Origin of the sequence: Pseudomonas yangonensis, assembly GCF_009932725.1 — a bacterium.
Classification (GTDB): Bacteria; Pseudomonadota; Gammaproteobacteria; order Pseudomonadales; family Pseudomonadaceae; genus Aquipseudomonas; species Aquipseudomonas yangonensis.
Genome location: NZ_BLJU01000028.1, coordinates 1 through 13,608 on the forward strand (window position 1 = coordinate 1; position 13,608 = coordinate 13,608).

Here is a 13,608-nt window from a genome sequence, read left to right on the forward strand (position 1 = left end):
TTCTCCCAACATTGCAAATGTTTCGCAAAACACAGCTATTACCCTGTAGGGGGCGAGCCTGACCGCATCGGCCTCATGCGTTGCGCATAAGGGGAGCACACTGAATTCGGAAAGTCATGCGCTACGGTTTTCGCGAACTGCTATGGGTGGGATTTCTTATACGTCTGGATCGGGAAGCCCGGCACTACTGAGCACCTTTCGAAGCACTTCGCGCTCTTCGCGATATGTCCAGGCACTTGGATGGTGGATTGCAAAATTCCGCGATGCCTCTTCCCAAGAGGTGTACCAGCTATCTTTTGCAGCGATGAACACCGGCGGGCGTCCTTCGAATTGGTCGCTGGTGATGTCAATGACGACGCCATCTAACTCAATCCAGGCATGAGAGCCACCGTCCTTTTCGCCGCAAACATACTCAACCCGCAACCCAAGCTGCGTATTGAAATAGTCACCGAGCAGTTCAGACACCACGCCGCAGCAGCCACATGGAAATTTCTTCAAGTGGTCCGGGAGTTGATCCAAGCCCTTCTGCTTCTCAAGCTCTTCCCGGAAGGCGTAGGCGACAAGGATATAGTCCAATGGGCTTTCCTCGGTATTCGTAATGAGTTCAGCGTCTCACGAGTCGCCGGAAACGAAAGGCCATAATCTGCCCTAATTGCTCGCGCCATCAGGTCACACAACGAAATATGTCCTGAAGATAACGGACTTGGTCGAAATCCCAACTCAATGCCGCAATTTTCCCACACCCAAGCGGTTTTCAACCCTCAATCCCGGCCCGCAACGGTACGAAACCTACGCCAAGCACAGCTCGAATGCCCGGCGAAGGGTGTTTTGATCAACGCTGAGGTACGGCTTGCTGTGATCCAGGTGTTGTTGGCCCAGGATAGTTTGCAGAGTCTCAACGTCACCTATCGCGGCCAGAGCTCGGGCAGCCAGCGAGCGCCGTCCACTATGCGAGCTACCGGGCTTTATAGCCGGCGGATCACCTGTTGGAGTGCGTGACAGGCCCGGTAAACCTTGCCGCCTTTCTCGCCTGTCCGCCAATTCGGCAGGCTGGGCTGACACTTGATCAGTTGTATCGTTTGTTTTCCTATTCCATTTGTATCAGTCTTGGCACTGGGCAAGCTTACAGGCTTTGCCAGTGTCTGAAGCCAACACCGACAGAGTGTTTCAAAAGCCAGCAGGAGCTGTGGTCGAACGCAAGCAGGTTGCCATGGAGGCACTATTGCCTCTAGCGCCTTAAGGTCGCTCGCAGGTCAGCAGTAGGGAAGCCAATATGCAAATCATCGTTCGGGGCAATGGGCTGCACAAAAGCGAGACAAATGCTCTGGATCAGATGCAGAAGCATCTGCGGGACAGTTGGTATGGCTACGCTTCAGTGCTAGTGGCCGACAAGCAAGGCTCGATGGAATTTGACCTTATTATCGTCACCCATGACCGGCTGCTGGTTGTCGAGCTCAAGGAATGGCATGGCAAGCTGACTAGCTACGATGGCAACTGGATCATAACGACCAAGCGTGGCGAGCAGAACCGAGGCAAAAGCGCATATCACCGTAAGCGCGACCAGGGCTACCGCCTGGCAGCCATCCTAAAGACTGAACTTGAACACAAGCTGGGGTATTGCCCCTATGTCGAGGCGCATGTCGTACTCTGCGGCAGCGCTACCCCGGAGTACCTACCGGAAAACGAACGTCAGTTCGTCCACACCCTGGAAGACTTTCTGAAGATCGGCGGTAAACACTACGAAGATTACGTTCAGAAAGTCAGGATGATCATATTCGATGAGATGGGCAGGTCGCGTCCGAACCAGAACCAGCCCATTTTTGACAGCTTCTTTCGTGGAAGTCGTGTCGAGCTCGCAGAGTTTCAATATCTTGAATACACGGCAGCCATTGCACCTGACCGTGTGCATGACCAGCACCTGTTCAGTGAGTACCCCGCCACGAACGCCGGCCCACCCATCAGCAAAGCCATGATGCGTCGCTGGGATCTGGCAGCACTGGGCCTGGCGTTTCACGATGACGAAACATGGCGTCGGATCGTTACCCGCGAGGACTTTGTGTTCCGAACCGCCAGCGCTGCCAACAGCCCACTGGAAGACTTCCTGCTGAGGCCCCTGTCTCCCATGGTGGAAGACAACATCACAAGCGACTGTGTTGAGTTGTTCGAGTTGCGCAAGAACACCCTGCGCCTTGAGCAGCATCTCAATCTTCACGGCCATAAATGGTCGGTGGATGATCGTCTCGACCTGACCAAAGCCTTACTTGCGCCCTTTGCTGAAATGCACAGCATGGGCTTCGCCCATCGAGATATTGATACCCAGAACCTTTGGTACTCACAGGATTCGCGCATTGTGCTGGCCTCAAGCTTTCATGCAGCGTTCATTCCTGACAAGGGCACAGTCAAGGATCTGGCTGAGCGCCTGAAAAGCAGCTCTACGCTGCTGCCCGAGGATGTCTACGCGGCCGAAGGGGATGTCCTCAGCCCTTTTGCGAAGGATGTGTACCTCTTGGCCCTTGTGGCCCACAAGATTTGCTTTCATGGCGCCAAGTTTGTCCTGGAAGAGGGAATTCCCGTCTGGCGTTCGATACCCAATGATCCCTTCGATGGCGAGTTGAATACTTTTTTTGCCAAGGCAATGGATCTTGAGCCGGAGAACCGCTTTGCCAACGCCTCGGAAATGCTTGCCGAGTTAAACACCCTGGCAATCGGCAAACCGCTGCAATACGACGACACACAGGAGGTCATGCAGGAGATCGCCAAAGGCGACTTCATCAAGGCCGACTGGAACCCTTACATGCTGATGAGTTACTTCCCTCCAGCACCGGGTGTAATCCCTGAGACGACAGCTGAGAAGATGGTCTATCGGTGCGTATTTGAAGGCGAAGAGGCACTTCTCAAATTCTGGCCGAAGGCTGTTGTAGACATCAAGAACCCTGGCATCAATCGCCGAATTCTGCGCATGCGTAAGCGTATCGAGCAGACTCTGGAAGACGAGTTACCATTACCGAGCCTGTTGAGCCATGGCATGTTTGCCAGCGGCAACGGACTGTTTGTGGTCACTCGGTTTGAGGAGGGCAAAAGCTGGCCAGATTTCATTGCAGGTCTGGACACTCTTGAAAAAAAGCTAGAGGCGGCCTCGGCGCTGTGCAACCTGCTGATCAATGTTCATGGCAGAGATTTCGCACATGGAGATCTGCACCCAGGCAACATTCTGGTGTGCCCAAGCCAGGCGGATGAGCTACTGTCCCTCATCTTCATTGACGCCCTGGATTTTGGCGATACGTCAGATCCGTACAACGTTGAGTATGGCCCGATCAATCCGGCGAGCACCGACAGCTTCGGGCGAGATTGCTATGCGGTCTATCAGATCGTTGAGGAGCTTCTGGGGGAGGAAGCTCCCAAGGCCCTAGCCATCGAGTTTGCCTTGGCCAAGGAGCAGCCTAACGGCATTCCGGTAGCCATCGATCCATTGGATGAAAGCATCAAGGCCGAACTTGAGGCCCTGAAAAAACCCTCACTCCCTGAAATACAGCCCCTCAAATTCGTAGCTGACGTTTTCAAGTGGCCTGCTACAGAAATGCTGCTTCAGGCAGGTGAATCGGCGTACTACCTGCAAGTCGAGCGTGCTGATCGTAACCCAGAGCAGCTGTACATAAAGATCACTGCGCAGGATAAGCGACTTAGTTTCAATTTCGACCCTGTGCGAGAGACCTTGTCGTCTGCATGGCTGTCGGACGTATCCTTCAGCGATTACATTTCCGCAGGCCATAAAGCTCAGGCTACCTTCACCCAACCTATTGCCATTCAGAAAGGTATTTCCACCAAGGCAACGGAAGAGGCATTCGTCCGCTTCCTGTTAAACCAGGAGCCCGTGCAGAGCTTCCTCAAGAAGTCTGATGAGGTGGAAGGCGAGGAGGTTGTCGAGGATGAATGTGATGCTTTCGTCGATCAGACAGTAAGGCCCTTCACCATTTGGAAGGCCATGCTGGAGACGGAGGGCGACCAATTGATGAGGGTTGAGATTGAAAACGCGACCTTCGAGGAGAGCCAGACCGGAGCGCTGCTAATCCCCTATGTGGCGCAGAATGGCCGGGATCTGGACTTCAACGAGGATGCAGGTGATATCGGCATCTACCTAGATGGTGAAAGTCGTCCATTTGGGGAAGTGGTTGCCGAGGAATGCAGCTCGACCCGACTGGCAGTGCGCATGTTTTCTGCCGGCATTCGCAGCGTGAAGCAAAAGCTGACTCCTGGTACGGAGCTGATTTTTGAGTCAAAACTCAACAATGCATCACGTGAGCGCCGCAAAAAAGCGATGGAGCGCGTGCTGAATGGTGTATCCCGCATCTCGAACCTGCCCGCCTATTTTGATCAGGACGGTGCACAGCAATCGAAAGTCATTGGCAAGATTCCAGAAGAAGTGGCGATCAGGGCTCGATACGACTCTGAATTCGAGCAACTGAACCCCCGGCAAATTGTGGCCTTCCAGCGAACCGTCTCCGAGGGCCCGATTTCTGTCCTCCAGGGCCCGCCAGGCACTGGCAAGACCGCTTTTGTCACCAAGCTGATCCACTACCTGTTCGAAAATGAGTTGGCGGGGAATATCCTTCTGGTGGGGCAATCGCATGCTTCGGTAGACACTGTGGCGATCAAGGCCCGAGAGCTGTGTTCAGCGCTTGGTACAGACTTGAGCGTCATTCGCCTGGGTCATGAATCGGCTATCGATGACCAAATGCTCCAGTGTCATTCCAGTTCGATCCAGCGCCAAATTCGCTACAAGTTTCAGCGTGAATATGAAAAGCGGATCAATGCGCTTTCCTCCCGCCTGATGCTCAGCCAGGAACTGGTGGAGGAATTGGCCAAACTGCATCGCAGCATCAGCCCAATTCTTGATCGAGTGCGCACGTATACCAAGCAGAGAGATGAAATTGCCGCCAAGCGCCAAATCAGTGAAGAAACGCGCATCGACAAGGTCATGGGCTATGACGCCAAGATCAAAAGCTGTGTGGAGTCGCTTCAGCACCACATGGACAGCCGAAAGTATGAGTTCAATCTACCATCACCTGCTGCTCCGGAGTTCTGGAGCGAGCTGTCCACTCAGGTGGCACGGCAGCATGGCGTCACCAATCAGCTGGCACTTCAGCGGTTGAACAATCTGATTGGAATCAGCCAGGACTGGATTGACGTATTGGGCTCAGGGGCTGCGAACTATGACAAGTTCCTGGTCAAGACCTCGCAACTGGTGTGCGGCACTCTGGTGGGAATCGGGGCGGGCGGTATTCACATTGAGGAGATGGAGTTCGACTGGGTCATTGTTGATGAAGCAGGGCGAGCACAAGCTTCGGAATTGATGATCGCTATGCAGTGCGGTCGCCGTGTTCTCCTGGTGGGTGACCACAAGCAGTTGGCGCCCATGTATGAGAAGAAACATATACGAGAGGTCGCCAGGAAGCTGCAGATTGATGAACGGGAGGTGCTCAAAACCGATTTTGAGCGCGCCTTTCTCGTGAACAATGGCATTGCCTTGGATACTCAGTACCGGATGATTGAGCCGATCGGCAAGGTCGTCAGCCATTGCTTCTATAACAACGAGCTGTACAGCTTCCGCAAGAAAGCTGATCCCTGGTGCTCGGAATTGCCTTATCCCTTGAACAAACCAGTCAGCTGGATCGACAGCGGCACAGGGGAGCGGGCGGTCAATGAAGACGAGCCTCAGAAAGGCAAGTTCGTGAACAAGCATGAGGTCGCTGTGTGCCTGCATCTGCTGCGGCAACTGGCACGCCCCGAGCACATGGAAAAGCTCAACGCCAAGCGCACTCCAATGAGCCCACAGCCGATTGGCTTAATCACGATGTACCGGGGGCAGAAACGTCTGATCGAAGAGGAACTGAGTCGAGCGGAATGGGCGGCCCCACTGCGCGATGCCGTCAGGATTGATACTGTAGATTCCTATCAGGGCAGCGAGAATGCTTTATTAATCCTCAGCTTAGTTAGGAATAATGACAAGGGTCTTCAAGGTTTCCTGGTAGATCAATCCAGGATCAATGTGGCGTTGTCCCGAGCCAAGGATCGCCTGGTGATCATCGGCTCCAAGCGCATGTGGAGTGGCGTGAACGCACCTTCCGCGTTGGGCAGCGTTGTTCGCTATGTATCCGAGCAGCACGCCATTTCGCCAGATGATTACGAAATCGTTGACGGCACCACAGTGATTGAGGGCCAGCGCAATGAATGATGAATATCAAGCCGCCGACGCCTCTGGCTTTCGCATCTGCAACACCATTTCCCTATTGGTGCCGGCGTATCAATACCAGATCAACTGTGCTTGGACGAAGGAGGTTTCCCTTCCTGCGGTTGAGGAGTTTACCTGCCGCTTGCTGCTGGCCTTGCAGGAAGTGCTGCCTGGCGAGATCCGAGATTATTTCGGCCTGTCTAAGCGCGAATGTGACGTGTTGATCGAGACGCTCATCCGTAACAAGCTGGCGGTCTACACCAATGATGGGCATCTGACGCCGTCATCGATGCTTATGGATCGCACCAAGGGCAGTTCATCGGCCAGTCCGAGCCTCACCAAGTATGAGGAGAGGATTGAGCGCCCCATCTTCGAGCTGCTCACCAAGACGATCATGCCGCCAAGCCAGCACAACCGAACCCGCTGGGGGCTTCCACAGATCCCTGTGCCGCCAGAAAGCAAGGGGTGGTCTGTACTGGCTGTCGCGGATGCCTTCGGCGATCAATACCGAGCTTTCCTAGATTTCTCGAAACTCTCCGAGTCGGAAACCCGCAAGACCCGACTCTACAAGGTCGGCACCTGTGACCAGATGGCCCCAGTCAATATCCAAGTGGATCTGGAAATCGGCTTGTTGCCAACGCAGGCCGGCAATGTTGAGATCATCAAACGTGTCGCCGAGAAAGTCGGGGGTACTCGCCAGCGCCCGTTAAGCATGGATCTGGAAGCCAAGATATCCGACTACCTCAACAGTCTCAGGATGCCCAAGGACGGGATGAGTCCACAGGAATACTGCCAGGAGTTCAAAGACGAGGTACTAGCACGTTACCTGGACGATCGAGGGTTGGACATCAACTCATGGCTGATCGATCACAAGGATCGCAAAACCGGGTATGGCAACCAGGAAACAAGGGCGATGATTGGACCCTTGTATGACAACAACAACCGAATCACTCTAGGCCGCATGCTGGAAGACCTCTCCAAGGACTGGCCTGAGGGTACGATTCACTCTGCCCTATGGTTGTCGAGCTCTGTCCCTCTTTGGGCGGCCAATGGAACGCTGCTGAGCGATTTCTGCCGCAAGACAGCAGAAAAGCTGAGCGAAGCCCCACATGTCAAAGGCAAGATCACTGCGATCCTGCCATTCGATGACAAGAAGGAGTTCGGCCAGCTGCGCAGCACCTACCATAACCGTATTCCAAACGGGATCGCGTTCGAAGGATCGGATCTTCAGGATCGTTTTGAAATCTTCTTGATCCCCGGCCAGCTCGCTGTGGTGCAGTACCACTTCCAGCCGAGCGATGATAGTGCTGCAACCGTGCCGATTGGCTACATCACCCGTGATCCTGTGCGTGTTGCCCACATCGACAATTTCCTCAACTCTCGGCTGTCCGGTCGGGGAGAGGGTTTTGTTGTGTGGAGCGAGGATTCGGAGAAGGACATCACCAATCACATGGAAAAGGATCGTCTAGAGCTGATTCAATCCAGTAGCCTGGGCTTTCCTATGACTAGTCAGGTGAAGCTTACAATTAGAAAGCCGCCCAGAAAGTGGTAAGTGAGCTTAAAACGGTTACTTGGACTGAATCGCCCCGGCTTTCCTAGAGACTCTCCAAGTTCTGGTGAACTTCCCCGGTGACATTCCCGTCCACAAAAGCCAGGGCAGCCAATTCAGGCGGGTGACCGTGCCGGTGCGGCTGGATCGAGCGATCATCTACACAGCCGTTAGACGGGCTTGGGCTCTTTGGCCTCCGCGTTGCTCTACCCAGCGGACAGCGCCAACAGGCGTTCAGAGCGGTTTCTATAATCGACTATAAAGACCTATAAAACCCATTCTAGAGCGGCTCACGCTATCTCCGCCACCGGCAAAGCGGAGAGCCATCGGGCTCGTTGCTGTTTTCCATCCAATACCTGCAAAGCAAAGAAGGTTGGTAGTCGACGAGCCACCTGCGTTCTGCAAGTGATCTGGGCTCAGTAACCCACAGAGTTGAGTCGGAACACCTACTCCTAACGCTGCGAGCAATGCTTAGAGCGGTCTTAAAGTACAGTGCCCTGGGTTCACTCGGAGTGATCGCGGGGCCCGGCGACCGACCTCAGCGGAACCGACTTCGCAGTCACGGCCAATCTAGTCTGCAAGTCCGCTATGAGCTTGTCGCGCTGCTGGATAGTGGCTTCAAGCTCCCGTACGCGGTGAGTCAGCAAATAGTTCTGACGAGCCCATGCAGTAATTTCATCTCGCGCCGCCTCGAGTGCCTCCCGATACTCGCGGGCCTTGGCCTGTGCTTCCCCCAGCTCCCCTTGCTTAGCCTCCAGTTGCTGCTTCGGCATGGTTTCGTTGAACTTGCGGATCGCCGTCAGGATGGGCTCGTGGAAACGATAAAGCGTGGAGCGATCGATACCCGCTTCTCTCGCCACTGTCGTTGCGCTGATCGCAGCGCCGCGCTTAACGCGGCGCGGATTGCCATTTCTTAGGCGAGCGAGCGCCAACTCTAGCTCTTGGCGGGTCTGCCGCTGCGACGCTTCCTTGTGCGCCCGTAGCGCCTCGGGATTACCTGCTGCGTCCACGCCGCTCATGCTTCCGACCTACTGCCATCGAGTTTGCTGATCACCTGATTCGCTTTCTCCAGAATGCGGTTGGCCCGGCTCTTGGCCGGTACGCCCATATCGGGTAGTTGCAGCACCACTAGTTGCTGCTCAGCAATTTCTTTCCAAACAGGAAGGTGTTCAGGGCCGATCAGCGCCATATTGCAGTCGACGCACATATCGGCCTCGAACAGACACAGCCCACCGCAGCTGCCCCCTTTGGCATTACCGGCGCACCAACTATGCCCGGTACCGTTGAGGGTGATCGTGCTGCTCAACTCCTGAATCAACTCGTCCTTGTTCTTGGCGGTGCGAACCATGGGGCGCCACGTGCCCAGCCAATCCTCACCTTTGGCCAAGGGGGTATCGGAGTCGAGGTAACCGGCCAGTATCTCCGCTTGGCGTTCCTGTTTAGCGCGCACCACGTCGTCCAGCAGACCGTTATCGATCTGGTACTCGTCGGCCCCGCCGTCGGCATACAACATGGTCATGTCGAGGCTCCAGTGCCCATAGTGCTCTTTTAGGTACAGCAGATCCCCCAGCTCCGAACGAGCATAGTTGTAGGCGAACGTGCGCCGGAACTGGTGGGAAGCCAGGTCCCACACTTCGCCGTTGTCGGCTCGGATCTGGAAATGCCGGCAGAAGTCCTTCAGCCACCTGTTGACGGCGGCGCCGCCCGGCATCACGGCCACCGGTCCCTGCTGGCTATAGTGCGTCGCCAAGAACAGCTTGTTCTTGCTCCTGGATATTTCCGCCAAGCGCTTTGCATGCTTCGACTCGATGGTTTCCAGCTTGCGAAGCTTCCGCTCTTCGTCCCGGAGCATCGATTGGAAAGGCTCGATCATGCGCTCGGCGAGATCGACCGCTTGCACCACGATCGGCGGCACTAGCCATTTGTGTGGTCGCTCGCCGGTCTTGTAGATCGTGCCATGCAACCAGATGCACTCGTAGCTGCCATCGATTCCGGGCTCCCTTGAGATGCACCCGGACTCCAAGGACATCATTTCGGAGTTGCGCAGGCCGGAGAACATGTTGATGCAGATGTAGCTGGCCGTCCTGAGTAGCGCCATTTCGGCATGCAGTTCTCTGAGCCCTGCATAGCCGTGTGCCCTGGCCACTTCCGTACCAAAGACCTGTCGATAGGCATGCCCTTTCACGCCACGCGCCTCGGCTGCCGCCATGGCCTGCTCCGCCTCGGCCTGAACGACCAAGATCGCCGGCGCACGCTGCTCAACGTACTCAATGGCTTTCTGAGCAAGCGGTACGAACACCGACTCGGGAATCACCGGCGTTTTCGGCACTCGGTGGGCCATGCGTTGGTCCATGCCGGCCAGCAGGGCAGCACTTTCAAATGGCCAGGGATGAGATGGCAGGTAGTCATCGATCTTCCCCACCTGCGCATACAACTTCTCGACCAGGAGCAACCTCTTCATCACGGTACTTTTGGCGGACTTTCCATCCTTGGCTGCCACTACGTACTCCAGGGTTCTGCCATCCAACTGGGCAAACCTGGTGATGCCTTGACTGACCATCCAACGCAGCAGAAACGCTAGGTTGCCCATCAGGGAGATCAGTGTCTTCAGCCCCAGGCGCTTCCCGCCCTCGATGGGATCGACATGAAGCGACCAAATGAAATCCTTGGCCGAGGCCAACAAGCTGCGATGCGCCTCGTCGGTCAGCCTTGAACCGTCCGGCAGCGCGATACCCCAGATGATCCGCTTTTCACCGTCCTTGGCATTCTCCCTTGAGATGTACGGCCAGAAATTCCAGACGTCATCTTCGTACCGGCTGATTACCACCGGCGAGCCTGCCGTATCGACGGCGGCCGAGACAGGCAAACGTGCTTTTTGCAGGAAAGTCAGATCTGCCAGGCGAGTAACGTCAAGCGGCAGCGGGATCATAATGCGGCTCCAGAGACCGCCCAGGCGGGATGAGGTGTCAGCCTGGCCTTGCTCTTTGCTGCCTCGACCAGGTCAGCCGGAAATTGCGTTGCTATGTCGTTGTCGATGGTCTTGATGACCCAGCCGTATGTCTTGACCCAGTGATGCGGGGCGATCTTGTTTCTTTCGGCAAGCAGCTTGTTGTAGAAGCTGAACATCTTCCAGAGATCGTCCTCGAAAACCACCATCTGCGGGCATCTGAAGCAGACCATGTACTTGCCGCAAACCTCTCCTCCCTCGCGAAAGGGATTCTTGCAGCGAGCAACGACGGTGTTGTATCCGCCGCTCAGGAGTTCGTGCACGTTCTGCAGCGGAATCCTGCCATCGGCGGCCAGTGCCGTGGCTTTTGTCTCATCCGCGGAAGTGATCCAGCCCACCATCGCTTGACCCACAAAGACATGATCCCGCTCAGCAACTGCCGGTAACGACACATAGTGGCGTGCGGTGGTCTCGGCGGATGCATGGCCCAGTGCGAGTTGGACTTTGCGAATATCTCGTGTTCGGGCATACAGGTTGGTGCCGAAGGTCGGGCGACAACGAGCGACGCTGAAGAGAAGGCGCTCCCCACGGTCATCCACCAGTTCATGTCGTGCCACGAAATCCGCGATGGCGTTTCGGGCATCCACTTGGGTGAAGCGGTTAACCCGCCCCTGACGGGTGGATCTTGGGTGGCGCCCGGTATGGGGCACCTGCCACAGGAATACGACGTCGCGATCCTCGGCGCGCGCTTCGTCGCTCAGTGAGCGGGTGAATTCAGCCAGCCACCGGAAGTGGTTGCCCACGGTGGTGGGAATCGTGAGTATCTGCTCTTGCTCAGCCCCCTGGTCGGCAGCCTGCGCCCGGTATGATGCGGCCTGCGTGGAACCGCCGCGGCGTTTTTCAGTGATGAGAACTTCCCGATCCTTGAGCGGATGGGGTTTTAGGCTATCTCGTCGCAGCTCAAGCAGGCCTTGAAAGTTCCGGCCGGTGGCCAATGCCAAAACGATCAGGTGCACCGCCAAAACCTGGGCCGGAGACAATGAGTCTTCGCCCCTTTCATTGTGAATCCGCTTCAAGTCTTGGTTGCACGCCGCAATGATCCTGTTCTGCTCGCCCTTGCTGTAGGACGCGCGCTTCGGCACCAACCGATTGATATTGGGGAACGGCGACTTGGGGAACCTCAACTGAGTGCTGACCGACTCCGGCGTCTTTTTCATTCGGTTGGTCAGCACTGTCTTCAGCGCAGAATAGGCGTTTTTCTTCGCCGAGAGTGACAGCGGTTGACCGGTCCGCCGCCCCCCGCCGGCGATGCGTCGCTCGAGCCACGCCAGGAAATCTCTGACCACCTTCTCGTCAATCTGGCTCAAGCGGCTGACAACGCAGCCACTCTTCTCAAGGTCATCCAAGAATGGCAAGAAGTAAGTGGCGAGTTGCTGAAATATCCCCTGCAGGGTGATTCCCACCAGCTCATGCCGCAGCGACCACACGGCATCCCGTACATGCATCACCAGGTCATCGCGATCACGCCGGCACCATGGATCGAAATCGAAGCGGATTTCACCATGGTGCTGACAGCTGATGGTGAAGCACCATGACGGCGGCAAATCGACAACAGTGCCATCCAGTGTGATGGACTCGACTTTCCGAACGACCCGCTTCCTGCCAATCATGAACGACTCCCTACGCGCTGCAGGACCTCTTCAACGTAACCGTCCACCTCATCATGTTTCAGCAGGTCCGCCGCATGCACGTAAACCTCGGTGGTGGTGATGCTCGAATGGCCCAGACGATCCCGTACCCAGTGCAACGCGCCATCCGTGCCGCGCCGCTCGGACATGCGCAAAAATTCGTAGGTGCCGAAGGTGTGTCGGAGACGATGAGGCGTGCACTTCACCCCAGACTTGGCCGAGGCTCGTTGAAAGGTCACATCCAAGCCATCCAGCGACAACTCAGCGCCATCACGGGTCAGGAAGAGCCTGGTTGTCTCCGCGCCATGGCGCTTGTGGTACATGCCGGCTAGTTTCGGTCGATCCCGCATCATGTAGTCGAACAGATGGCCCGCCAAGTCGTATGGCACCATCACCCAGCGCTCCTTGGAGCCCTTAGTCGGCGTAAGACTCGGATCGAGCGTCATCTTGATGGCCTTACTTGGGGAATGTCCGGCCGGCGTCGGCAGAACCCGAACATCGAGCGCGCAGGCCTCCTCACGACGCAGACCACATAGCAACATCAGGTAGGCCACCAGTTGCGTCCTGCGAGGCGACAGCGCCCCGATAAACTGGACGGCCTCCGGGATGCTCAGAAACTTGGGGAGTTGCTGCTGAGTACGCAAGGTCAACTCATTGGCCTGCAGGCGATTCCCTGAAGCATCGACGTGGGCCAAGAACCCCTTGGGTTTTGACACAAGCACATCCTGAGTTTCGAATGGCAGCTGTTCGGCCAAGCCCTGGCGAGCGCACCAAGTGTAAAACGCACTGGTGGTCGAAAGGCGCTTGTTGATCGTGGAGCGGGACAGGCCACGATCCAGCATCGAGTTGCGCCAGACCGCAATGTGCTCCTGGTTCACCCGAGTCCAGAACAAAGCGTTCTCTTCGAGGAAGGAGAAAAACTCGTAGAGGTGGTCTGCGTAGGTTCGCCAGGTGGCGGGAGAGCGAGTGCGCCCTCGCACGACCGCGATGTGGAAAAGGTAACGATTGGCCGACTCGATCAGCTCTGCACCGGCATTGGCCAGGAACGGAATCCCTGGCAAGGGCACGCCATTCAGCTCGAAACTCTCATCCGTGTAGAACACCCGCATAGGCCTTTCCCTTCTAGCAACACCATGATGGTAGTGTGCTGATTCTTAAGGATATTTGTCAGCAACACCTTGATGCTAGTAGAACA

At 56.1% G+C, this 13,608-nt stretch carries 7 protein-coding genes; 2 read left to right on the forward strand and 5 right to left on the reverse strand.

The features are described from left to right. Nucleotides 1–156 precede the first annotated feature (156 nt). Nucleotides 157–576, reverse strand: a complete 420-nt coding sequence (locus GYB81_RS22670; protein WP_009681704.1) for a hypothetical protein — start codon at nucleotides 574–576, stop codon at nucleotides 157–159. 697 nt (nucleotides 577–1,273) lie between these two features. Here GYB81_RS22670 and GYB81_RS22675 point away from each other — a divergent pair. Together GYB81_RS22675 and GYB81_RS22680 are read left to right on the forward strand one after the other, a co-directional pair. After that, complete coding sequence (locus tag GYB81_RS22675; RefSeq protein WP_009681705.1) at nucleotides 1,274–6,232, forward strand: AAA domain-containing protein; 4,959 nt, start codon at nucleotides 1,274–1,276, stop codon at nucleotides 6,230–6,232. Next, nucleotides 6,225–7,781, forward strand: a complete 1,557-nt coding sequence (locus tag GYB81_RS22680; RefSeq protein WP_009681706.1) for a hypothetical protein — start codon at nucleotides 6,225–6,227, stop codon at nucleotides 7,779–7,781. The genes GYB81_RS22675 and GYB81_RS22680 overlap by 8 nt, the downstream gene beginning before the upstream one ends. Before the next feature lie 500 nt (nucleotides 7,782–8,281). On the opposite strand, the gene GYB81_RS22685 is transcribed toward GYB81_RS22680, so the two are convergent. From GYB81_RS22685 to GYB81_RS22700, 4 genes are read right to left on the reverse strand one after another with little or no spacing between them, the layout of a single operon-like run. Further along, nucleotides 8,282–8,797 carry a hypothetical protein gene (locus GYB81_RS22685; RefSeq protein WP_009681707.1) on the reverse strand — a complete coding sequence of 172 codons (516 nt, stop codon included), beginning with the start codon at nucleotides 8,795–8,797 and terminating at the stop codon, nucleotides 8,282–8,284. Beyond that, nucleotides 8,794–10,707 (reverse strand): site-specific integrase, encoded by a 1,914-nt coding sequence (locus GYB81_RS22690; protein WP_009681708.1) that lies wholly within the window; start codon nucleotides 10,705–10,707, stop codon nucleotides 8,794–8,796. Before GYB81_RS22690 ends, GYB81_RS22685 begins: the two co-directional genes overlap by 4 nt. Further along, nucleotides 10,704–12,395 (reverse strand): tyrosine-type recombinase/integrase, encoded by a 1,692-nt coding sequence (locus GYB81_RS22695; protein ID WP_009681709.1) that lies wholly within the window; start codon nucleotides 12,393–12,395, stop codon nucleotides 10,704–10,706. Before GYB81_RS22695 ends, GYB81_RS22690 begins: the two co-directional genes overlap by 4 nt. Beyond that, nucleotides 12,392–13,522, reverse strand: a complete 1,131-nt coding sequence (locus tag GYB81_RS22700) for a tyrosine-type recombinase/integrase (RefSeq protein WP_009681710.1) — start codon at nucleotides 13,520–13,522, stop codon at nucleotides 12,392–12,394. Before GYB81_RS22700 ends, GYB81_RS22695 begins: the two co-directional genes overlap by 4 nt. Nucleotides 13,523–13,608: the final 86 nt, after the last annotated feature.

Excerpts from the sequence above, each read along its gene's own strand:
- GYB81_RS22675 (WP_009681705.1), top strand. The coding sequence starts at position 1,274 with ATGCAAATCATCGTTCGGGGCAATGGGCTGCACAAAAGCGAGACAAAT.
- GYB81_RS22680 (WP_009681706.1), top strand. The coding sequence starts at position 6,225 with ATGAATGATGAATATCAAGCCGCCGACGCCTCTGGCTTTCGCATCTGC.
- GYB81_RS22685 (WP_009681707.1), bottom strand. The coding sequence starts at position 8,797 with ATGAGCGGCGTGGACGCAGCAGGTAATCCCGAGGCGCTACGGGCGCAC.
- GYB81_RS22690 (WP_009681708.1), bottom strand. The coding sequence starts at position 10,707 with ATGATCCCGCTGCCGCTTGACGTTACTCGCCTGGCAGATCTGACTTTC.
- GYB81_RS22695 (WP_009681709.1), bottom strand. The coding sequence starts at position 12,395 with ATGATTGGCAGGAAGCGGGTCGTTCGGAAAGTCGAGTCCATCACACTG.
- GYB81_RS22700 (WP_009681710.1), bottom strand. The coding sequence starts at position 13,522 with ATGCGGGTGTTCTACACGGATGAGAGTTTCGAGCTGAATGGCGTGCCC.